This is a genomic window from Vibrio sp. Y51_MX_L26 (genome assembly GCF_024181935.1).
Lineage (GTDB): Bacteria > Pseudomonadota > Gammaproteobacteria > Enterobacterales > Vibrionaceae > Vibrio > Vibrio diabolicus.
On record NZ_JAMZAS010000001.1, the window covers coordinates 1,102,269 to 1,125,868 of the forward strand.

Below are 23,600 nucleotides of genomic sequence, written 5' to 3' on the forward strand. Positions count from 1 at the left end.
CAAAGTAAAAACGCAGCCATCGTTGCTGCGTTTTCAATTTATTCAAATTGATATTGGTAAGATAATGCGACGCGCCTATCTGCCTCATCTAAATAGGTGTTGTTGTCCATGACAAACGTCATTACGTTAAACGAGTGACGTTTATTCACGAGATAACCAAGGCCGATACCACCAAAGAAGCCTTTGTAGTTCTCTCCTTCACTGTTTTCTGAGCCGTAAGTGCCTGCTGCGAAGCTGATTAACGTCAGCTCTTTGGTAAACGATTTCAGCGCAAATGCACCAACGTAACCACTGCTGCCTGAAGAGCTCATCATATTGAAGCCATTCTCTGCACTTGGAGTGCCCGTAAAATTAGGCTCGCTACAGTGGCTACTTTCTGCACCGTCACATACGGGAACATCACCAGTGTTGTACGTATAGCCTGCCATTGGGAAAATTTGGAAGCCTGCTGGCTCAATCCCGAAATAACTTAACGGCATAAAGGTACCAACGCTGTAGTTGGTTTGATCCGCGCCGTTTACGTATTCATTTTTACCAAAATTGAAATTCACGATACCGACCGGAAACAACCACGAGCCACCAATACGCCACTCGCTCGCATCATCATTGATACGCAGGTTGATTTTGCGCGCTTGGTCAAGCGCAAGTGAGCCCGAGAATGAGATGTTTTGATCATCAAAATCGTAGTTGTTTGCGTACGACGCGCCAAATTTCGTGATGACTTTTGTTGGGTCATCCGCCAACTTGTTTTTATTGTCTTTTACTCGATGCTCGGCACCATGAGCCAGCGTACTGACCAACAAAGTCGTACACACTAACGCTAGTTTGTTTTTCATTTTTTAGTCCTTTGAGATGTTGAATACCCGCACTTAGCTGCGCAGATACTTTTTGAATCATCACTCACTGGATGTGACAGAAGCGCCCTAACTACCTTAGATGGCATGACAGCATCCAGTGCAGGTAGTTAGGGTAGAATGGCCTGTAAGGAAGGCGTTTTAGCGATTAGGAATGATTAGTTTTTCCAGTTGTAGCTCATGCTCATGAAGTACAGAGCAGGCTCATCAAAACCAGCTTGTAAGCGTGGCGTTTCTGACGATTCCATCAAGATCGCTTCAAAAGCGAAACCAATTGAGTTTTCTGAATCCAATTTGTAATCAATGCCTGTACCAATGCGGTATGCCTTGCCAGTAGGAACGGTAATGTCACCGTTTGATTGGCTTTCATACATGCTGGTATCGAATGCAAAACCTGCATTCCACATCATTTTTTCATTCAGTTTGTACTGAGTACCCAATGCGATTTGGTAAGTGTCTTGTGTCTCTACGTTCAGCGTGGTTGTGTATTCGCTCCAGTCTTGCCAGTTCACGTTCCACATCACCGCTAGGTCATCATTCACTTCGTGGTAAGCACTGAAGATCAGTTGTTGCGGAGCAATGGAGTTACTATTGTCGAATTCAAATTCGGTTTCAGAAGAGTAAGACAGACCAAGACGCGTGCCTGATGTTGCCTCATAAAGCACACCTACTCGGCCATTAACCTGAGTATTTTGGTCTTCGTCTAAGTATTTTTTATGCACGCCAGAGCTAGCCAACGTCCCTTCTACTTCATACATACCGTACTGAATGCCAAGCGCCGCACCCACAGACCAGTGATCATTGATGCGGTAAGAAGCGGAAGGTTGAATGGTCAAGGCTTGTGTCGTTGCTGTAGGAATATCTAAATGATTACCCAAAAGACCTTCGTACTCGAGACCAAGGCCGTAGTTGCCATATAAACCAATACCCAGCGTCCATTTGTCGTTCATTTGTTGGCTGTAAAATGCCGACGCCATAGGAACAAAACCAATCACGTTGCCAGCATCGCCAGTCATCGTGTCTAGTTGCGCGTCACCGTAAAGGCCAATCAGGTTACCAGAGAAAGATTTACCAGAAACATTCGCCAGACCAGCCGGGTTTGCTGCCATTACTGAGGCATCTTGCGCACGAGCCGCCATACCAGCGGATGCCAAACCAATATCCGATGCTGTTGTTTCGTAAAGGTATAACCCACCCGCTTGCGCAGCAGCACACGTCAGTAGAGAGCTCGCTACGACGATTTTTGAAAGATTTTTCATGCTAAAACCTATTATTGTTTGGGGAACCCACGCTGCGACGGTGGTTGTATATCAATGAAAGGCATTGGCCAATCGCATACAGCGTGGGGGTGTTGTGGAGTCAGTCGGTTGAAATCAGCGTTATTGCTCGCTCACCTCAAGTTCAGTGAGTTTCTTTCGCTTAAACTTCTCGCGCAGAGATTGCATCATCACGAAAAACACTGGCGTCAGCAACGTGCCTACAAACGTAGAGAGAATCATGCCGCCGAATACCGCAAAGCCCAGTGAGTGACGAGATGCCGCACCAGCACCCGATGCAATCACCAACGGGAATACCCCCAGATGAAGGCGAATGCGGTCATCTGTACTGCACGGAAACGGATTCGAGCAGCTTCTTTGGCAGCATCAATGATGGATAAGCCCTTTTCTTCTCGCAGAACTTTGGCAAATTCCACGATAAGAATCGCCACTTTGGCGGACATACCGATCAAGATGACCACACCAATCTGCACGTACAAATCGAACGGTTGTCCCACCAGTAATAACGTCCCCATTGCGCCGAGAATCGCGACTGGAACCGCCATCATTACCGCAGCAGGAATGGTCCAACTTTCGTACTGAGCCACCAAGAACAAGTAGGTGAACAGCAAAGACAATGCGAACGCGATTGGTGCCATGTTGCCTGCTTTCATCTCTTGGTAAGTCATGCCAGACCACTCGTACGAGTAACCACTTGGCAAAGATTTTGCAGCCAGTTTTTCAATGGCTTTTACGACATCACCCGAGCTGTAGCCTGGCGCTGGCGCACCGTTCACGGTTGCAGAACTGAACATGTTGTAGTTCGACAAGGTATCAGGGCCGAAGATCGGCTTCACTTTCACTAGCGTTGCCAGTGACACCATTTTTCCAGAGCTTGAACGAACAAACAGATGGTTGATGTCGTCGATGTTGTCACGGTATTGCTCTTCTGCTTGCACTTTCACTTGGTACGAACGACCAAACAAGTTGAAGTCAGAAATGTAGGCACCGCCCAACTGTGCTTGCAGTGTGCTGAAGATTTCATTCAACGGTACGCCCATCGAAATCGCTTTATCGCGGTCAATATCGATGTAACGTTGCGGAATGTTCGCACGGAAAATCGAGAACGCACGCGCCACTTCAGGCAGTTGATTGATTTGGGCAACAAAATCAGCGGTTGTTTTTGCCAACTCTTGTGGAGAACGGCCCAAGTTGTCTTGCAGCACAAGGTTGAAACCATCCACCGCACCCATGCCTTTGATTGCCGGCGTCGCGAAAACGAACGAAGCGGCATCTGGCGTTGAGTTCAGCATTTGGTTAACTTTATTCATCAATGCGCGTTGGTGTAGCTCAGGGTCTTTACGTTTGCTCCAGTTATCCAGTTTGATGATCAACATACCCGAGTTTGGAATCGACGCCATGTTAATTACCGAGAAGCCCGCAACCGAAACCACGTTCTCCACACCTTTCATCTGTTTTAGCTCATCAACGTACTTCTTCATTAATGGTGCAGTACGCTGCAATGCTGCTGCGTCTGGCAAACGCATTTCGACCATGAACACGCCTTTATCTTCGTTCGGTACGAAAGAAGAAGGTACGGTCATGAACGCAAACGCCAGCACCGCAATAAGCGCGCCATACACAGCGATACTCAGCACAATGCGGCGGCTCAAGAAGCCAACTAAACCTTGGTATTTGCGCGTTATTGCTTCAAAACCTCGGTTAAACGCACGCAAAGGTGCAATAGGTTGCGAGTGAGTTGATTTCAACATCAACGCACAAAGCGCTGGCGTTAACGTTAATGCGTTGATCGCAGAGATCAGCACCGACACACAGATGGTGACCGCGAACTGGTTGAACATTCGACCAGAAATACCCGGCAATAGCGCAACCGGTACGAATACCGCCAACAAAATAAGCGTTGTTGCCAATACTGGCCCCGTCACTTCTTTCATGGCTTGGATCGTGGCCGGAATCGGGTCTAAATGCTCTTCATGGATAACCCGCTCCACGTTCTCTACCACGATGATCGCATCGTCCACCACGATACCGATGGCGAGGATCAAGCCAAACAACGAGATGGTGTTAATGGTCATGCCCATCACGCCCATGATTGCGAACGTCGCAATGATGGAAACCGGAATCGCTAAGGTTGGAATGATGGTCGCTCGCCAGTTCTGCAAGAAAACGTATACAACGAAGGTGACAAGAAGTACCGCAATCACCAGCGTCTCGTACACTTCATCAATCGATGTCTCTACGTATTCGGTAGAGTCATACGCGATGTCGTAGACCAAATCATCTGGGAACGATTTCTCATACTCTTTCATGGCCTCTTTCACGCGTTCCATCACGTCTAGCGCGTTCGCTGTCGGCAACTGATACAAGGCCAGAACGGCGGCTGGTTCGTTATTCATACGACCATCAGCTTCGTAACCTTGTGCGCCAACTTCCACACGAGCCACATCTTTCAAGCGAATCAAAGAACCTTTCTTGCTCGCGCGGATGATGATGTTCTCGAACTCTTCTGCAGAAGTAAGGCGGCCTTTGGTTTGCAAAACATATTGATATTGCTGGTCACCCGGAGCTGGCATACCACCGATCTTACCCGCCGCCACTTGGATGTTTTGCGTTTTAATTGCGCCAATAACATCGCTAGCAGAAAGCTTCAAGGTGGCCAGTTTATTTGGGTTCAACCAAATACGCATTGAGTAGTCTTTCTTACCCAGCAGCGTAATGTCACTCATACCTTCGATACGTTTTAGACGCTCAACAATATTGAGATCCGCGTAGTTAGAAAGGTAGATACTATCGTGAGACTGTTTCGGAGAACGCAGTGTAATAACGCCCAGCATGTCGGAAGATTTCTTCTTAACCGTCACACCGATTTGGTTTACTTCTTGTGGGAGAGAAGACGTCGCTTGCGCCACCAAGTTGTTCACACGAACCTGCGCCATATCGCCATCTGCGCCCACTCGAAAATAGATACGTAGTGTGTATGAACCATCGTTACCAATCACAGAAGACATGTAAATCATGTCTTCAACGCCGTTGACTTTGGCTTCTATCGGCTGTGCTACCGTCTTTTTAACCACGTTCGCGTTTGCACCCGGATACATGGTGCTCACCGTAATTACCGTCGGAGAGATTTGAGGATACTCAGAAATTGGCAAGACTTTCAGGGCGATCATACCCATCAATGTCATCGCCAGTGAGATCACCAAAGCAAACTTCGGCCGGTGAATGAAAAATTTACTTAACATCAGTACTCACTCAGCCTTGTTCACTCTGTAGTTCAACGTCTTTCACCGTTGCACCCGGACGCACTTTTTGTAGACCATTGACGATGACTTTTTCGTTAGCCGCCAAGCCAGTCAGCACAGCACGTTTCACACCGTAGGTCTGACCAAGTTCAACGTTACGACGTGACACCACGTGATCATCACCAACCACCATGACGTAGTCACCCGCTTGGTCTTGCTGAACAGCCGCCGATGGGATAAGCAAACCATCAATGGTTTTGTTGCGCAGCTTGATGGTCAAGTTGCCATATTCACCCGGCATAAGCGCGTAAGTTGGGTTATCAAATTGTGCTTCTGCTCGAATTGAGCCTGTTTCTAAATCGATCTTGTTGCCAACGGCGTAGATCTTGCCATCAAGCGGATACAATGAACCGTCTGAAAGCGTCAGTGTTAAATCAACATCCAGTTTGTCATCGTTACGATGAGCCACATCAATCGCGCTTCTTACGCGGCGGTAGAGCTTCTCATCCACATCAAAGACAAAGCGAATTGGGTCGATTTGAGTGATCGAAACAAGAGGAACGAGTTGAATTTTCGAAATACGGTCACCCACTCGGAAGTTGCTGAAACCCACGCGGCCAGAGAAAGGAGCGCGCACAGAGCTAAATTCAAGATCGAGCCTTGCTGAAACCAGCGTCGCTTTCGCCTCTTCTACCGAAGCAATCGCTGCGGCGTGCGCGGCAATGGCGTCATCGTATTGCTGCTCACTGATGCTTTTATCTTTGATGAGTTTCTTCACACGTTCTGCATCACGCGTAGTTTGAACGAGTTGCGCTTTTGCTTTTTGCAACGACGCTTTTGCATACGCCAGTGCCGCTTTGTAAGGACGGTCGTCGATTTCAAACAGCAATTGGCCTTTTTCGACCATATCGCCATCTTTAAAATGAATCGCGGTTAATTCGCCACCGACTCGAGGCATAATATCAACGTCATTTACCGCTTCAGTTCGACCGATAAAAGTATGATAAGGAGTGATTTTTGTTTCGGTTAGGGTAACGGTTTCAACAGAGGGTGCTTGGGCAGTTTTCGTTGCGATATCGCCAGTTTTGCATCCTGATAGTAATGCAGAAGATATAGCAATAGATACCAACGCAAATTTATATTTGGCTTTCATGATAAACCTACTTTATGTAGAAAGTGCCCTAGCCTAAATATTTAAATATATGGATAAACACACTTTCTATTCTGGAAATAAATGAGGGAGTTAGAATTGGTAGTTAAATTCGATACGGTGATCACCATCACCAAAATTAACGTGCTCATTCCAGTTTGCAAAGTAACGAATATTTGCGCGAGGATTAATTTGATAAGACAACGCAAACTCATGAGTTAAGATATTATCTTCACCCGCGTAATAAGTATCTTTATATTGACTAGACCCTGACAATGTATGCATATACATTGGGTTGTAGTTAATCCAGATTTTATCGGTTAATTCAATTTTTGAGTACATACCGACAACGGTGAAAGTACCTGGAATTTCATAACCTTTGTCATCACCACTAAAATCATTAGCAATAGTGACACCCGCACCAGCCAAAGGAAATAACTGCAACATGCCAAACTTAGGTAGGCCTTGAATAAAGCTATAAGATGCATCTAATTTATCGTTATCAACGTCGTAATTTACATCCAATTGACGGCCTAGACCTTTTGCGACTTCTACTTGGAAATTACGTAGTCGGAAAGAGTCAATGCTGTCATCAACATTGGCATACATTGGATCGTCATTGTCGCGAATGCCAAGTAGCTCACCACCAATGCCTTTCATTTCGATGATGTTCATCGCCATGGTGCCAGGCTGGCTAGATTGGTAAGTTTGACCGATTTTGATGTTCGCGCCTTTGTCAGTAATACCAAAGCCAGCTTGGGTGTAAACCGCAAGTGGGTCAGACATATCTTGTAGTTCTTCGTCATTATTTGTCTGGGCATAAGCAGAAGACGCGAGTTGAAGGGCTGCTGCCATGATAACAACAGACGGTTTCACTAAATTCATAAAACTGTATCCATTTTAATGATTATAAAATTATTCACGTCATGAGGTCATCATAAATAGCAAGCAACACAACTCGCTTTGGATAATATAAATTATCAAAGCAAATTTAATAATGACAAAACATTAGACGTTTTAATTAAAATAAAATAAAGCGTCATAAAAGTTCAATCACTGCTACTTATATCTTATATAACTTGAAATTTGGTAAGATTTACGAAGAAGGGAATATTAAAACTTATGAAAATTAAATTATCATTAGAATAAATGATTAATTAAATTTACCATATAAATTAGGAGTGCAATGGTGTTAGGTGATCGCGATCAAGTTTTATTTTCATCGCATATTACTCTTCAGGTAAAGAAGAGAGTTGTAATAAATTGCAAATACCTTAATTTAATTAGCCTTGCGGTAAATTTAGAATAGTTACTCCACAATAAATTGAAAGGAAATCACACTCTGTGATTCCCTTTTATTTTCGAGTGCAAAAGCACCAATTCATTTCGTTAACTAGAAACGCAAACGATTCGCACTATTGCAGTTTCTCTATCCCCATATTGAACAGTGCAAAGCTATAAATATCTGCATTTGTCTCAATTATTTTACGCGTTGGTGTGCCAGCACCATGTCCTGCATTGGTTTCGATGCGAATCAAGGTCGGATTTGAACCCGCCTGTTTTGACTGCAACTCAGCAGCAAATTTATATGAGTGAGCAGGAACAACACGATCATCATGATCACCCGTTGTAATCAATGTTGCTGGGTATTCCACCCCCGCTTTTACATTGTGCACTGGCGAATAACCTTTCAGATATTGGAACATCTCTTTACTTTGCTCTGCCGTACCGTAGTCATACGCCCAACCAGCACCTGCGGTAAAAGTATGATAACGCAGCATGTCCAGTACGCCGACTGCTGGCAGCGCCACTTTAAACAGCTCTGGACGTTGCGTCATAACAGCCCCCACTAACAAGCCACCATTCGATCCACCGTTAATGGCTAACTTGTTTGATGACGTTACCTTTTCATCAATTAGAAATTCAGCCGCCGCAATAAAGTCATCAAACACATTTTGCTTTTGCATTTGAATGCCAGCGTTGTGCCACTCTTTACCATACTCCCCACCGCCACGAATGTTCGCTACCGCGTAAACACCACCAAGCTCCAGCCAAGCCGCACGTGTCGGGCTAAAAGATGGTGTGAGGCTAATGTTGAAACCACCATAACCATATAGGATGGTTGGTGCGCTGCCGTCCATCGGTGTCCCTTTTTTATAGGTGATGATCATCGGCACTTTTGTTCCGTCTTTTGAGGTGTAAAACACCTGGCGAGATTCATACAAAGCAGGGTCAAATGGCGCTTTAGATTTGTAGTACACCTCGCTATCACCATCTTTGATGTTCAGACGATACGTAGTGCTTGGCATCTTGTAGTTGGTGAAAGAATAGTAGACTTCGGTTTCTTCTTTTTTACCCGTGAAACCGTATGCGCTGCCAATATCAGGCAATTTGATTTCTCGGATGAGTTTGCCGTTCATGTCGTATTGCTTCACCATCGAGATCGCATCAACAATATAGCTCGCAAACAAGTTGCCACCCGCGGTAGAAACACGTAACACGTTCTTTGTTTCAGGGATCAAATCTTTCCAGTTTTTGGGCTGCGGCTGACTCGCATCCACCGTCACGACGCGTTTGTTCGGCGCATTAAGGTTCGTAACCAAGTACAGTTTCGTGCCTTGGTTGTCTATTACCCAAGTATCAGAGCTGGTGTTATCTAAAATGGTTTTAAGCGGGCTGTTTGGCTTACTCAAATCTTTAAAGAACAGTTTGTTACCCGATGTCGATACGCTGGCTGAGATAAACAAGTAGCGTTCATCATCTGACGTATAGCCGCCAACATAACGGTATTTCTCTTCCTCAAACCCGCCAAAAATCAGCTGGTCTTCACTTTGTTTCGTCCCAAGCTTATGAAAGTAGAGCTTGTGTTGATCTGTCTTCGCGGAGAGTTCACTCCCCTGTGGCTTGTCATAACTCGAGTAATAGAAACCTTGATTGCCGAGCCAACTGATGCCGCTGAACTTAATATCCACCAGCGTTTCACCGACGGGCTTTTTGGTTTCTGTATCTAACACAATGACTTTGCGCCAATCGCTGCCGCCTTCCGAAATGCTGTATGCGACCAAAGAACCGTCTCGTGAAAAGCTCACTCCCGCTAACGATGTGGTGCCATCTTCACTAAAAGTATTTGGATCGAGGAAAATTTCTGCTTCACCATCACCTAGCTGCCGATAAAGCACGTCTTGGTTTTGTAACCCGTAATTTTTGTAGAAGTAAGTGAACTTACCCTCTTTGAACGGTTGGCTTTGTTTTTCGTAATCCATGAGCTTAGTAATGCGCTCTTCAATCTGCTTGCGGTAAGGGATTTTCGACAGATAATCAAACGTCACTGCATTTTGTGCCTTCACCCATTCTGCGGTTTCTGGGCTGAGATCGTCTTCCAACCAGCGATAAGGATCACTCACTTTTGTACCAAAGTAGTCATCGACAACATCCACTTTTTGTGTGGTTGGGTACGTGATGGCTTTCGGGTTTACCTGTTCAACCGACGACTGCGCCGCTTCATTTGCATGCGCCACAGACAACACACTTCCGAGTGCGAGAGCCGTTGCGAATGCTAGGGTGTTCTTTTTCATGAAATTCCTTTTTATTTTTCTGTTGTCTTTTTGTGCAATACATCAGAACTCTACTATATATCGACAAAATGAATCTAATTTCATTAAACGAGTTGTGAAAGCCATCCTAACTCCCTCATTTCCCGCCAATTCTACATATCGGTAAGTGGCGGTGTAGAGCTTAGGAACAACGCTGAAGAGCTACGATGGCGTTTACTCTCTTTCGTTTAATTCAGTTCGATTTGACGCAAAACCCCAGACTCAGAAGCGAAATCTTGGTCGTGACTAATCAGAACAAATCCACCTTTGTATGTATTTAACGCCTGACTAAGCATTATTTTTGACTCGAGATCGAGATGATTATCTGGCTCATCAAGCAGCAGCAAAGGCTGGGAGTGTTGATGGCTGACGATCAGCATTGCGAGCTTCATCTTCTCGCCACCACTTAGTACGCACCCCAACCGAAACACAGCGTCTCGACGAAAACCGATCCCCGCCAGTAAGGTTCTCGCTTCACTTTCCGTCATCTCTTGGCAGGTCTCGATTACGTTCTCAAGTAACGAAAGATTTGGATTCACTGCGCCAAAGTGTTGGTCGAGATAATACAAGGGAGTATTCACTTGCAGCTCACCACTGAGCAACGACAACTCGCCAAGCAACGTCTTTAACAAGGTTGACTTTCCGCATCCATTTTTCCCTTTGAGATGGACTTTATCGTTCGCAAAAATCTGCAAAGTGATAGGAGTAGAATCCCCAAAAGGTAATATACCTTCTTGTATCGACAACACTTTTCTCGAACGGTTCGGATTATCTGCAAGATAAAGCTTTTGCGCTTTGAGCTGCTCATGTCGCGATTGCAACGCCCGCTCTTTGGCTTGTAAATGCACTTGTCTGAGTTGCTCATTCTTATTGCGATTTGAGGCGCTGGCGGTCGCGCTATCCTTTTTGCCATCAAGCAAAATTTTGGGCTGACTGCCGTCTTTGCGCAGTTTGTTCCCTTGCGCGGCGCGTTGGTCTGCTTTTTCGCGATTTTTCTGGGCTTGCTCAGCTAACCGTTTTTTCTGTTTATCGACCTGCGCTAACTGCCTTTCGACCGCTTGTAGCTCAGTGCGTTTTTGCTCGGCATACACATCGTAATTTCCACCAAAAACCTGTAAGCCTAGGCCCGAGATTTCCCAAATTTCCTCCATTGCTCGCAGCAGCTCACGATCGTGACTGATGAGTAAAATCGCGCCACCGAAATGCCTCATAGACTCTATCAACCATTGTTTCGCCTCAGTATCGAGGTGATTGGATGGCTCATCGAGAATCAAAAGTTCCGTTTCGTTTTCAAACAATTGCCATAACTGCAAACGCGCCAACTGACCACCACTGAGCCGAGCACAAGAGAAATCAGGGTCTTGCGGTAAGCCCATCGCAGCAAGCTGCTGTTTGAGTTTCTGTTCAATATCCCACTGCTCGCCAACCAGTTCGAACCAATGTTCAGAAACATCACCTTGTTCAATCTGCTTTAAAGCATGCAAGACCGCATCTTTGCCCAGAAACTGGGCGATCGATTGCTGACCTGAAAGCAAATCAGACGGCTGCTGGCGATACATCATGAAAGAAGAGGGAGAAGTCACAACACCGCTGGCAGGCTGAGTTTCTCCCGCCAAAATGGAAGCCAAAAGTGACTTACCGATGCCATTGCGCCCAACCAAACCAACACGTCGTTTAGTCATGGAACAAGAAATAGACTGGAATAGCGTCTCGCCATTATCAAACTGATGGCTAACATTAAAAGCTTGTAAAACTGGCATAATTTGCCTCCTGTATGACAGGGACAACAGCCGTAGCTATGATTTGAGATTGCAACAAAACGCGTGCACAAACGCATTAAGCTCTATGTAAAGCTCGACGATAAACGTCAAATCAAAAAGTCGTCTTGTTGCAAAGAAATATCGGAAAGTGAGCTACGCCTACTAACCCTGCAGATCCAAAAAATAAGTAAAAATATGGATAACAGGTTTAGTTCTTCATGTTGGCGTAATCTCCTAGAGAAATGATTTGCGAAGTTTAGCGGGTTTTCTGACTAAAAAGCAAGCGGCATTATTTATCAAAACTTTGAACGATTTCGAGATCTTATCTACACAAATTTTGCCCAAGCCATACTATGCTTACAGTAAAGCTAATCCACATAAGGGCGTGGTAATGAAATACAAACATATCCTTGTTGCACTCGAACTGTCCGATGAGAGCACTGTTCTGATCGACAGAGCCGTAGCGATGGCTAACTATCTCGACTCCGATATTTCATTCATCCATATTGATGGAACTCACGGGGAAATTTATCGTGAGCTCGTAGACATTAAAGAGAACCCAGACCAAAGGCCGCTGAATGAGCACTCTATGGAATGTTTGAGAACATTCAGTGAGTACATGGATTATCCACTCAAACACTTCTTCGTGGGTACTGGTGATTTAGCCGATAAGCTCGAAATTACCATCAAAGAGCAAGAAGTGGACTTGCTGATTTGTGGCCATCACCAAGATTTCTGGAGCAAAATCATTTCCTACTCAAGACATCTTATCAACAAGTCACCAGTCGATATTTTAGTCGTTCCTATTCATGATTAATTAGAATTTGACGCTTGCCAAAACCACCAACTTATTTGGTGGTTTTTTATTGATATTGAAACAGCTTAAGCACTTTTCCAAGCTAGCTTGACGGCCATTTATGAGTTACATTTTCTAACCAACCTGCGCTCCTACCGGGCATGGTTATTTAGATAGCAAGGATCCTTATGGCGAATAAAAAAGTATTAATTCTCTTTGCTCATCCTTCCCAGCATCGTTCAGAAGTGAATACTCCACTTTTCAAAGAAGCTCAAAAAATTGAAGGCGTGACATGTGTTGATCTCTATGGTGAATACCCTCGTTTCGATATCAATATCGACCGTGAACAACAACGCTTGCGTGAGCATGATGTGGTGGTTTTTCAATTCCCACTATATTGGTATTCAACCCCAGCAATTTTAAAAGAGTGGCAAGATCTGGTTTTGGAGTATGGCTTTGCTTACGGCACTGAAGGAACCGAACTACAAGGTAAAACCATGCTGTGCGTGCTTTCTGCCGGCGGCAAAGAAGAAGCCTATAAAGCCGAAGGCTACAACCATTTTACGATTCGGGAACTGCTCGCTCCTATCGAGCAAATGTCAGCGCTCACGGGTATGCACTACATTGCGCCTCTTGCTTTGTTCGGCGCACGTACAGCCGAAGAAGAAGGACGAATTCCCCGTCATGTCGAACGGTACAAAAGCCTACTAACAGCATTAGTCGAAGATAGACTGGATGTTGAAGCAGCTGCGTCATTAATCAAACTCAACAGCGCACTTCCGAAGCTCATCAAGGAGGCTTCATGACAGGGATATTCTTACAAGCCTTCGTGTATTTGATTGCCGCTGTGATCGCGGTACCACTTGCCAAGCGTTTAGGGCTCGGTTCCGTTTTAGGTTACCTCATCGCTGGTGTGGTAATTGGTCCAATTATCGGTTTAGTTGGTGAAGAAACAACGACAATTCAGCACTTTGCCGAATTTGGCGTGGTGATGATGCTATTCCTAGTGGGGTTAGAGCTAGAGCCTAAAATGCTCTGGTCAATGCGAAATCGTTTAATGGGCTTAGGCGGTCTTCAAGTTGGCGGTACCATCGCGGCGATTATGGGTATTGCCCTGTACTTTGAACAGCCTTGGACCATTGCCTTAGCCATCGGCTTGATTTTCGCCCTTTCTTCTACCGCGATTGTTTTGCAAACTTTTAGCGAAAAAGGGTTAACGAAGACAGAAGGTGGACAAAACGCGTTCTCTGTTTTGCTTTTCCAAGATATCGCTGTTATCCCGATGTTGGCCTTTATTCCGTTGCTGGCCCTGCCAGAGTTAGTCGAACAAGCACAAAATGCCGTTCAAACTGCTGCGCAGCATCATGACGATTTAAACCTCGTGGCCGATTTACCAGGCTGGGCGTACGGAATAGTCATCACAGCATCGATAGCGATTGTTGTCGTTGGTGGTCACTTTTTAAGTCGACCTCTGCTGAGCTATGTTGCTAGCTCTGGGCTGCGTGAGATTTTTACCGCCACCGCATTGATGCTGGTGATCGGCATCGCAGCACTGATGAGTTTAGTGGGCTTATCTCCTGCCTTAGGAACCTTCTTGGCTGGCGTTGTATTGGCGAACAGCGAATTTCGCCACGAGTTAGAATCTAATATCGAACCATTTAAAGGGTTGTTGCTAGGTCTGTTCTTCATCACCGTCGGCGCAGGGATCAATTTCTCGGTTCTATTTGGTGACTTCTGGTTGATCATGGCACTGACCATTAGCGTGATGGTATTGAAAGCCTTGGTGCTGTTTATTCTCGCGCTGATATTTAGAGTGAAAGGCAGCAACCGCTGGCTGTTTACCTTAAGCTTGGCTCAAGCGGGTGAATTTGGTTTTGTGTTGCTAAGCTTCTCTGTGCAAAACCACGTCATTCCGTTTGAACTCTCGCAAACTCTTGCGCTGGTTGTTGCTATCTCAATGTTCTTAACGCCAGGCTTGTTCATTCTATTTGACAAATTAATACTGCCGCGTTTTGAAACCCAATCAAACGAAAGAGAAAGCGATACGATTGAGGAAAAAGGCACAGTAATCATCGCTGGTATCGGCCGCTTTGGTCAGATTGTTAACCGCTTGCTTGTTTCTAATGGTGTAACAACAGTGGTGCTCGATCACCAAGCCAACCAAGTCGATAACATGCGCCAGATTGGCACTCGCGCTTATTTTGGCGATGCGACTCGACCAGATATGCTGCACACTGCAGGCATCGAGCATGCGGCTGCGTTGGTCGTCGCAATTGATAACCAAGAATCGAGTGTGGAATTGGTGAAGTACGTCAAACACACGTACCCCAAAGTAACGGTGATCGCACGCGCCTTTGACCGTGGTCACGGCTATCTATTGCGTCAAGCTGGGGCTGATATTATTGAATCGGAAACCTACCATTCCGCATTGGAGATGGGCGGTCACACGATGAAAGCACTTGGTATTCATCCCTTCTTTGTTGAGCAGCAAAAAGCGACATACAAGCGTGTTGAAGCACGCAAGTCCGAGATACTCTACAAAGCTTGGGAAGATGATTCTGAAGGCGAACGTTATGACAACAATTTCCGACAACTGTTTATTCAGTTAGAGGAAAAAATGGCGGAAGAGATGCAAAAAGATCGCCATGACAAACTCTCGCGCTCAGAACGTGGTTGGACGCCACCGCCGAAAGGTTACGCCGATGACTTCAATGAAGATAACGTTCAAGAACTAACACCGCCGAGAGAAGAGCCGCTCTGACGGTAACTTGCTCAATATTAAAAACCTCCCGTTTGGGAGGTTTTTCTTTTTCAGTACCGAGTCACATGCCGTGCAGGATAAAATGATCTTCTCACGAGATTACATAAGATCATTCATTAAAATCTCATACTCTTCGTTTGCTTCTTCCACTAAGTGAGAAAGCTCTAACGCATCAGTAACTGCAAGATTGAACTGCCACGGAGTTGTGTCTTCTTTACCACAGATTCGAGTTTCACACCCACGGCTCTCAAAAGACAAATCATCAAACTCTGTGGTATGGCGCTCTTGAAGTTCTACAATCTCAACTTCTAATTTACCGACAGGGTTAACTTTAACGTGAGCATGTAAATCTGAACTGTTAGACAAACAATAATCTCTATGAACCGCAATCATGGCCGCCTCCTTGGTCTGCCAACTGACAACTCACCCATGAGTGTAGACGAGGGAGTTTGAACGTGGGGTGAAATAATAATGAAGATTGATCTGTCTCATTGGAGTAGACAATTATTGTTGTGCTGGTATGAGCCGGTATGAATCTCATCTGATTTAAATCGTTCCTAGATCACAAGAGTTGGCATTTACCGAGACTTTCCCTATTATCGAAACAAATTTACTGTAGTCATTCTTTAGAGGTCAGTATGGAGCTTGAAGCCGTCGCTAAAGCACTAAAAGAGTTAGGTCATCCTACTCGTTTAAGTATTTACAAAGAAGTTGTCAAAGCGGGATACAAAGGTATCGCGGTAGGCGGCGTACAAGAAAAGCTTGGCATTCCTGCATCCACTCTCTCTCATCATATTTCTAGTCTAGCCTCAGCCGGGCTTCTCACCCAACGTCGTGAGGGGCGAACCCTTTTTTGCGTTGCAGAGTACCAATGTTTAGATGATGTGATCGGCTTTTTAAAGGCTGAATGTTGCGTTAATGAGTGCTCATAACTTCATAGCAGACGCGAAAGACTTCGGTTTTACATTAGACTTTACCCGTTCTTGAATGACCGCCGACAAAAATAAAACACCGAGCTCGCTAAGCTCGGTGTTTTATTTTTTAGTTTTCGACGAGCAACATTGAGGCTTTAGGTGGCACAATTAACTTACCGTCAGATGGAACGTCCTGATCCGTCATCAAATCCACCCAGTCACCATCCATTTTCAATGTCAAAGACTGCTGACGCTGCGATTTATTAAGCACGACAACGCCTTTGCTCCCTCGCTTAAATACCAGCATATCATCGTTACCTTCAAGAACACTCATCGACTCGCCATGCGTCATATTATGGAATTGGATCATTTTCGCCATTCGTGGATCGTTCCATGCGCCTTGCCATCTTGGCTTGCCATTTTTATCTGTAATACCGCTAGTGTTTAAGTCGGTATAAACCAATGGCACACCACCATCGCGGCCTAGAATGTAGGCATAAGCTAACCATTCGTTTTCCTCATCCATGATCAGATCAAGAAAAACGTCATTGTTAGGAATGTCATGCGTGACAACAAATGTAATGGCGCGACCAGGCGAAAGGGCCTGACCGAAACAGTATGGGTCAATCAACGACTTGAAACTGCCCTTTTTAGCAAACGCCTTAAAAATGGTTGAGAACAAAGGGAAATCGTAAGCGCCTAAGCGAGTTTCCTGTAAATACGGCTCAAGAAACAACTGATACTCTTCCTCTGTCGCACCGCCATCGGTAATAATTTCGCCAAATATATGCACATCGCGCGTGATGTCGTCTGTCCAAACACGTTTAAGATGCTCTAACGTCATGTGTTTCGCGGCATCAATACGAAAACCTTTCACACCAATGGCTTTCAGTGCTTTTAGGTAAGCGCGTTGCTGCTCAACGACATGGTCACAAACACGGAGGGTTGGCAAGCCAGGATCGGTTGGTCCACCTGTGATACGTCCATTTTGTACCTGCCATTTATCTTTCCAGTCTTTAATACCGAACGCTTCAACAAAGTCCTCTTCATCAAAAAGCGGTTGAGATAAGTCGCCAAATAACGTTAGCGACTGATATTTCTGTTTGTTTTGTTGGTATTCCTCCAAGACCTCTTGCCTTGGGTATTGGAGGTCTCGGCGAAGGTGGGCCTCATTTGCCATATGGTTAAACACCACGTCAGCGTAAACCCACACGCCAACTTGCTCCAGTTCACGAACCATACGGATAAAGTCTTTGGTATCACCCAACGCATTGTCGATGACACGGTAATCTTGAGGTTGATAGCGCTGCCACCAGCGATCATCGTGGGCGCTTTTCATTGGTGGCGAAACCAACACGGAGCCGTAACCTAGCTCGTGGATTTCTTTTGCTCGTTGGGCAATGTCAGCATACTTCCAATCAAACGCATGTAAGATAACATTCGCACCGAATGATTGTATTTCCTGTGAGCCACTCATGTTGTTCTCCTACTCGTTTTCACTCACGATTACTTGTTTGCATTTTTTTGTGAGTGAATTCAATAGTCGAAATTATAAGAGCTATTCATCAGACGCCCTCACCCTTTTCGCCCTAACTCAAGGCTGAAAATGAAGGCGTAGTGACTCCTCCATTGCACAAGTAGAAACGGTTCTGGACGTAAACGAGTAGATGGCATTCAAGCACACCGCACATAAAATAAATTAAGTCATTGTTTTGTATTGCAAAAAATTGCATTCAAAATATATGAAAGAAAATGCCCGGGTACGCCCTAAAGGAGGCCAAAGACTAAAAACAGCCAAACCACTCTATTGAGTAACTAATTTTTAATAAAGTGAAACTGGCAGGTGGATCACGTTTGGCGCGTATTCAAAACAGCCCCCTTCTGCGTATCCAACCTTAAAACATGGAAGATTACCGTTTGTATCTATCCCGAAATGACTTCAAAATGCGGAACTTAGCTTATGCCTATTGGTATGAATTACCTTGGAGGGTAATCATGAATATCAAAGAGTTTTCTAGCCTCGTCGGCTTGTCTGCTCATACACTTCGATACTATGAAAAAATTGGCTTACTTAAACATGTCCATAGAAACGCGAGTGGGCATCGAGTGTATAGTGCGAAAGATCTAAGCTGGATTAGCTTCGTAAAGCGATTAAAAGAAACTGCAATGCCGCTTGAAGAGATTCTGGAATATGCAAAATTAAGGGAAGTCGGCTCAGAATCTGTACGACAACGCCAAGCCTTGCTAGAGCAACACCAAGAAAACCTCAAGCTCCACATTGAACAGCAGCAAAAGCACTTAACGGCTCTAGAAGAAAAAATTGCCTTGTATAAAAGCGGAAAAGTTCATTGACTTAGAGTTAACTCTAACGATTAAGGTATGTTTGCATTTATTCACTAGGAACATATCGATGGAACAATCACGCTTTAACAAAGGATTAGAACTACTCTCTCACATTGATGGCGACGCTGGTCACAATGTCATCGAAAGCTTACAAGATATTTGCCCAGATTTAGCTCAGTACACCATTGAGTACCCGTTTGGCGATATTTATGCTCGCCCAGGCTTAGACCTAAAATCGAGAGAAATCGCAACCGTCGCCGCGCTAACGGCAATGGGGAATTGTTCGCCACAACTGAAAGTACATCTCAATGCAGCACTGAATGTAGGCTGCAGCGAGGCTGAAATTAAAGAAGTCATCTTACAGATGTCCGTCTACGCAGGGTTTCCAGCGGCATTAAACGGCATGTTTGCATTCAAAGAAGTGCTAGCGGAAAGAGCAGAGTAATAACGACGTTGGAATCAATTTAAAGGCAATTAAATTAAAAACGGCCCTTGGGGATCGGGCCGTGATTTAAACAACGAGTGAATTAGCGCTCAGGGGTTTCAAGCAGTTTAACCGCGCAATCTACCGCGTTGTTAATGCCTTGACTACTCTCCAACTTGCCTGAACTTGCAGGACCAAGGGCACAAGAATACAAAGCCAGCTGCTTATCGAACGGCAGATCCAACTGTTCATATAGATTTTGTCGGATTCTTGCATGTTGTTCTGGTTCTTGGTTAGCAAGGCTAATCAACGTTTCATAAATAAGCGTTTTCATGTCTTTCCCTTTTCACTTTATTGCACGGGGTGCATATATATTGTATCCGTTTGGAAAGCACAAATCAGAAGCTAGGTCACAGAACGCGTCGCTAAAAAAGTTTATGTGCGCGGTAAATTGTAATACAAACCTAAAGCCGTTTAGAAAAAGAGCAAAGGATAACTCGATAAATTAGCCGATTAACTAGCATTCGCCGCTGTTTGATCACAATGGCATCCGATACAAACAAAAACGCCGCTCTATGAGCGACGTTTTTTATCTCGATTTCAGCTAATCGAGCATGTTTTAGTTGAAGTGCACTAACATTTCAACGTCATCACCTTGTTCTTGTGCTTGAAGAGAGAAGTGCACATAGCCCGCTTCAGTAACAGGAATCGCAAGGTATTCGTTGCTACCTGCATAGTTGGAGACGTACTCGTGTTGCTCAACCGTAGGCCAATGCTCTCTGCTGGCGTATAGATCGACATTACCAGTTTGAGAGTGAGCCGTTAGCCATACACGAATCTCTTCAACACCTTCAGGTACATACACTGCCGCATAACGCTGCTTGTGAACGGTCAGCATTTTTGCTTCACCAGACTCTAATACCACCGGTGCCAAATCGTCTTGCACTTGTGTTGGCGGTGTTTGCGCTTCAACGTCTAAAGCAGCCACAAGATTCACTGAGTCATAGTTATCACGGCCAGTTAAACTGATGTAGTAACGACCTGCTTTCACGTAACCATCCTGCTCTGGCTCAAATACAATCTCTTCATTGCTGCCATCGCCATACTGGCTCATTTCAAAGTCGTAGTAATGCGCAACTTTGTTGTAGCTCATGTAAAGATCCGCATCCCCCGCACCTTCAATAGATACATTAAAGCGAACGGTGTTGGCTGGTACGTCAACGTAGAACAGTTTTTCGCTGTACGCTTCGCCACTGAGTTGAAGGCTTTGGTTCGCCGTCAATTCAGTCACTTGTGCTTCAGGTTCTGTTGGTTCTATTGGCTCTTCTGGGTCAGTAACTGGTTGCTCTGGCTCCACTTCTAACGTATCCAACCAGCGTTCAAACTCTGCGTCATATTGTTGACCTAATGTCGTCACCTGTTGCGCCCACTGTTCAAACTGACCAGTACGCGACAACGCCAACAAGCTTTCTACGTCTTGCGGATGATTTTCTAACATGAATCGAACGGCCAAGTAACCCCAACGATAGATACGATTAGTATCGTGAGAATATGTGGTATCAAACACAGTTGAAAGGCTCAGTTTACCGCCTGCAATCAGTTCGATCGCCGCTTGGTAGCCTTGTTTGTAATGCATGTATTCAGCAAAACCTTCCAGCCACCACACGATATGACCGTGGGCTAAGTTATCACTGAATGAGCCGTACTGGTTAAATCGCGCATCCAAATAGTGCGTGTACTCATGCTCTAGATTCAAGATCGATAAATCTTCGCCATTCGCATAGCGATAAGCCACGAAACGGGCGGTATTGTCCGCTTTTGATGGATTCCCCTCAAGGTACTGACCACCGTTGTCCGTTGTGTTACCAAACAGGAACGAAGAATAATCAACGTAGCTGTCGTTACTAGCAAACACCGCCACTTCAACACGATCATTCAAGTCATCAGCAACAGGTTGATTGCCCGTATTCGCCACTTGATGGAAGTCGGCTTCTTTCGCAGCCAGTACTTCACACGCTTTTGCAGCTTGAGCATCAGTTAGATCTTCAGAGCGAATGATGGCAGGCCCCTGACACTCAAAACGATTTGGCATCACGCGCGCAGCTAGATCTTGCTTAGCTTGCTCAATATTCAGACCATTTAGGCCTTCTGGTGCGTAGTAGCCCATCATCTCTACGGCAGCAAGCCACAGTTTGTCATGCTCGCTGCCCAATGGGTAACGCTGCATCACTTGTTGCATCACAGCCAAGGCTTTGCGTTTGGTCTCCTGATCTGGGCTCGCAAGCAAACGACCAGTTTCACGTAATGCATTGAAAACAATAAAGCTCGCATCCGTATCCAATGCCCAAGCGTTATCAGATGCGAATCTCGCTAATGTATCAATATGGTGAGTATTGTTTGCCATGTAGCGGTAGAACTCATCGTTTGCTACATGACCTGCCATAGAACGGAACAGGTTGTTTAAACCATCGACCCATTGCGTGTCCTGCGCGGTTTCACGGTTAAAGTGCATCAACGCGGCCATCATGCTATCCATGGTCAGCGGCAACTGCTTCACGTTATCAACCATCAAAGTCAGGCTCTTCATTGCGCCAACTTGTTCACGGCCTTGATCCAAAGCATGAGAGTTGTTAAGGAATAGGTTCGTCGACTGAGCAAAACGCTGACTCAACGCTTCTGAAAACTCAGGTGTACCTGTGCCAGCATTGTAACGAACGTAGTATGCAGCACGAATAAACTCGCCCAGATTTTCTAGAACACGAGCTTGCTCTGCTTCTCCACGATAGCGGGCAATTTCTTGATCCAACGCGACTTGGATACGGCTTAAGCTCGCTTCGCTGTAAATATCGTTCAGCGTTGCGGAAGGAGCTGAAAACCAAGCGTGGTAGCAATCATACTCTGCACCAGAAACGGCAGCAGCCAAGTCTCTCGATTGTTGTAAATCAGCAACAGCGCACTGGTTTTGTGCAAAAGAGAAGCTAGACACACTCGCTAGCATACAAGCAAGCGCCAAACGATGGCGCGGGAAAAAACGGATATGAGACATAACAACACTCATTGATTATTAACATACATTGAGTGGGGGTTTATATTCTTTACAGCTCAAACAGTGAAATCAGTGTCATAAAATTTATGAAATCGCTCCCAAAAATAGGCTTTTTACTCTAAATTTATGGGATCAATCCCAACCCAAGATTTCTCACAATTATCAATAAAAACATTAATTTACCTTTTTCTAAATAACGACTTTATGAGGAAAATTGCCCTTAAACGCCCCCCTTAACTCTTCCAGATAGAGTTCACGACAATCAAAGGTTCTAAATTAAATTTTGATGCTTGATACCATCTATTTTTATTTGTGACTCATTCCCAATAAGTCATCGAGTGCATATCAAAAGGTTGGCATTAATGGTAAATTCTCCGCCAAATCAAACACATTTACTCCTCGAATCATTGATGAGTGAATAAGCAGATATTTGGCTAGGGATAATACATGTCACTTTGGGGATTTTTGGGAGCGGGGCTTGCCTACTTCATGACAACGTTTGCCTTTGTTTTTGGCGGCATTTTTTGGTTATGTGCTGAAGGTAATACATTAAGAGAAACAAAGCGCCAATCATCAATAATGTCCGGGATTATTGCTTGTACTATTGGAACTTGGGTGCTTGCTTTTGGTGTTTACGTTTACGGTTACTTTTGGGATAACTCTTCTCACTATTATTTTTATTTGCTCGCTCCATGGGGACTTGCCATTTTTGGGGTAAACCTTCGTAACCGCTGGGTTAAGCAATACGCTCGTGTAAAACACTCAAAAGAAGAACAGTGGCAAAAGCGCTGGCGAGAATTATTAGGGGAAGATACTGAAGATCTTCCACCATATCCACATGATTACGAGCTCTACTCGGGCATTTGGCAAGCCAATGAAGCGCTCCGAGAACAGTGCTTTGCAGCGCTTCCTCACGGGAAAGCAGTCTACGAGAGAGTGAAAGCCTTCCAAACGATGGCCTCCCCCGCTGGTGACATAAACAATCAAGTTTTGCTGAGTAAACTCGATCAACTAGAGGATGAAATCATTCAAGTTCTTGAGCAACACTCGCAAAAGAAAGTAAGCATTAAAACTGGCTCAGGTACTTTACGCAAAGAGTCAAAACGCAATGTTTATCACCATGAGAATGGCCCAACAGAAGAGCAACTGTACGACTCAATCAACCTCCAACATGATTTGGATCGAGAGCTACGCAACATTATCTATGATCGGCTCGGTTACGATGGCGAAGATGAGTACTTTTTCCTCCAAGCGCCACTCGAAGAGCTTACCGAGAATGAAACCGCAATCAACTGGATGCTCTGGGGGTTAGTAAGCGACCATTTTGCTGTTGACCCATACCAAACGGCGTTGGATCTCAGCCTAATGAATGCGGAACCAAGATGGGGGCAAAATGAACGGTTTGTAATGATTACGGCTCAATAAACGCAAGTACTAAGC

17 protein-coding genes and 1 pseudogene are annotated in these 23,600 nt (G+C 45.0%); 7 read left to right on the plus strand and 11 right to left on the minus strand.

Annotated elements, in window-relative coordinates:
* Nucleotides 1-38: 38 nt before the first annotated feature.
* The 7 genes and pseudogenes from NL645_RS04715 to NL645_RS04745 all read right to left on the minus strand — a co-directional run bounded on the left by NL645_RS04715 (nucleotide 39) and on the right by NL645_RS04745 (nucleotide 11,876).
* On the minus strand, nucleotides 39-836 hold the full coding sequence (locus NL645_RS04715) for a hypothetical protein (RefSeq protein WP_104970180.1): 798 nt from the start codon (nucleotides 834-836) through the stop codon (nucleotides 39-41).
* Between the two features lie 176 nt (nucleotides 837-1,012).
* Nucleotides 1,013-2,113, minus strand: coding sequence for an OmpP1/FadL family transporter (locus NL645_RS04720; protein ID WP_253651302.1), 1,101 nt, complete (start codon nucleotides 2,111-2,113; stop codon nucleotides 1,013-1,015).
* A 120-nt stretch (nucleotides 2,114-2,233) separates the two neighbouring features.
* Nucleotides 2,234-5,373: pseudogene (vmeQ, locus tag NL645_RS04725) on the minus strand (efflux RND transporter permease subunit VmeQ).
* 10 nt (nucleotides 5,374-5,383) lie between these two features.
* Nucleotides 5,384-6,526 (minus strand): efflux RND transporter periplasmic adaptor subunit VmeP, encoded by a 1,143-nt coding sequence (vmeP, locus tag NL645_RS04730; RefSeq protein ID WP_253651303.1) that lies wholly within the window; start codon nucleotides 6,524-6,526, stop codon nucleotides 5,384-5,386.
* 90 nt (nucleotides 6,527-6,616) lie between these two features.
* On the minus strand, nucleotides 6,617-7,408 hold the full coding sequence (locus NL645_RS04735; protein WP_025532673.1) for a hypothetical protein: 792 nt from the start codon (nucleotides 7,406-7,408) through the stop codon (nucleotides 6,617-6,619).
* Between the two features lie 530 nt (nucleotides 7,409-7,938).
* Complete coding sequence (locus NL645_RS04740) at nucleotides 7,939-10,098, minus strand: prolyl oligopeptidase family protein (protein WP_253651304.1); 2,160 nt, start codon at nucleotides 10,096-10,098, stop codon at nucleotides 7,939-7,941.
* Nucleotides 10,099-10,304: 206 nt separating this feature from the next.
* Nucleotides 10,305-11,876 (minus strand): ATP-binding cassette domain-containing protein, encoded by a 1,572-nt coding sequence (locus NL645_RS04745; RefSeq protein WP_253651305.1) that lies wholly within the window; start codon nucleotides 11,874-11,876, stop codon nucleotides 10,305-10,307.
* A 391-nt stretch (nucleotides 11,877-12,267) separates the two neighbouring features.
* Between NL645_RS04745 and NL645_RS04750 the strand changes: the two genes are divergently transcribed.
* From NL645_RS04750 to NL645_RS04760, 3 genes are all read left to right on the plus strand, one after another.
* The gene (locus NL645_RS04750) at nucleotides 12,268-12,693 is read left to right on the plus strand and encodes a universal stress protein (protein WP_005392539.1); all 426 of its coding nucleotides are present in this window, start codon (nucleotides 12,268-12,270) and stop codon (nucleotides 12,691-12,693) included.
* Between the two features lie 167 nt (nucleotides 12,694-12,860).
* Nucleotides 12,861-13,478 carry an NAD(P)H-dependent oxidoreductase gene (locus tag NL645_RS04755; RefSeq protein ID WP_005392538.1) on the plus strand — a complete coding sequence of 206 codons (618 nt, stop codon included), beginning with the start codon at nucleotides 12,861-12,863 and terminating at the stop codon, nucleotides 13,476-13,478.
* Nucleotides 13,475-15,433, plus strand: a complete 1,959-nt coding sequence (locus tag NL645_RS04760; RefSeq protein WP_253651306.1) for a monovalent cation:proton antiporter-2 (CPA2) family protein — start codon at nucleotides 13,475-13,477, stop codon at nucleotides 15,431-15,433. Before NL645_RS04755 ends, NL645_RS04760 begins: the two co-directional genes overlap by 4 nt.
* Before the next feature lie 99 nt (nucleotides 15,434-15,532).
* Here NL645_RS04760 and NL645_RS04765 read toward each other — a convergent pair whose 3' ends face one another.
* Entirely contained in the window at nucleotides 15,533-15,826 is a 294-nt protein-coding gene (locus NL645_RS04765) for a hypothetical protein (RefSeq protein WP_005392536.1), read from the minus strand.
* Nucleotides 15,827-16,071: 245 nt separating this feature from the next.
* Here NL645_RS04765 and NL645_RS04770 point away from each other — a divergent pair, with 245 nt between their 5' ends.
* Nucleotides 16,072-16,365 (plus strand): helix-turn-helix transcriptional regulator, encoded by a 294-nt coding sequence (locus NL645_RS04770; protein ID WP_005375388.1) that lies wholly within the window; start codon nucleotides 16,072-16,074, stop codon nucleotides 16,363-16,365.
* Nucleotides 16,366-16,474: 109 nt separating this feature from the next.
* Here NL645_RS04770 and NL645_RS04775 read toward each other — a convergent pair whose 3' ends face one another.
* Entirely contained in the window at nucleotides 16,475-17,824 is a 1,350-nt protein-coding gene (locus NL645_RS04775; RefSeq protein WP_104972818.1) for an alpha-amylase family protein, read from the minus strand.
* A 518-nt stretch (nucleotides 17,825-18,342) separates the two neighbouring features.
* Here NL645_RS04775 and NL645_RS04780 point away from each other — a divergent pair.
* A complete protein-coding gene (locus NL645_RS04780; protein WP_104973030.1) occupies nucleotides 18,343-18,699 on the plus strand; it encodes a MerR family transcriptional regulator in 357 nt (118 codons plus the stop codon).
* A gap of 58 nt (nucleotides 18,700-18,757) precedes the next feature.
* Entirely contained in the window at nucleotides 18,758-19,135 is a 378-nt protein-coding gene (locus NL645_RS04785; protein ID WP_053809605.1) for a carboxymuconolactone decarboxylase family protein, read from the plus strand.
* Between the two features lie 82 nt (nucleotides 19,136-19,217).
* Here NL645_RS04785 and NL645_RS04790 read toward each other — a convergent pair whose 3' ends face one another.
* Nucleotides 19,218-19,448 (minus strand): PAS factor family protein, encoded by a 231-nt coding sequence (locus NL645_RS04790; RefSeq protein ID WP_005375384.1) that lies wholly within the window; start codon nucleotides 19,446-19,448, stop codon nucleotides 19,218-19,220.
* 285 nt (nucleotides 19,449-19,733) lie between these two features.
* Nucleotides 19,734-22,160, minus strand: coding sequence for a M9 family metallopeptidase (locus tag NL645_RS04795; RefSeq protein ID WP_104973031.1), 2,427 nt, complete (start codon nucleotides 22,158-22,160; stop codon nucleotides 19,734-19,736).
* A gap of 447 nt (nucleotides 22,161-22,607) precedes the next feature.
* Between NL645_RS04795 and NL645_RS04800 the strand changes: the two genes are divergently transcribed.
* Complete coding sequence (locus NL645_RS04800; protein WP_104973032.1) at nucleotides 22,608-23,585, plus strand: hypothetical protein; 978 nt, start codon at nucleotides 22,608-22,610, stop codon at nucleotides 23,583-23,585.
* The last annotated feature ends 15 nt before the right edge of the window (nucleotides 23,586-23,600 follow it).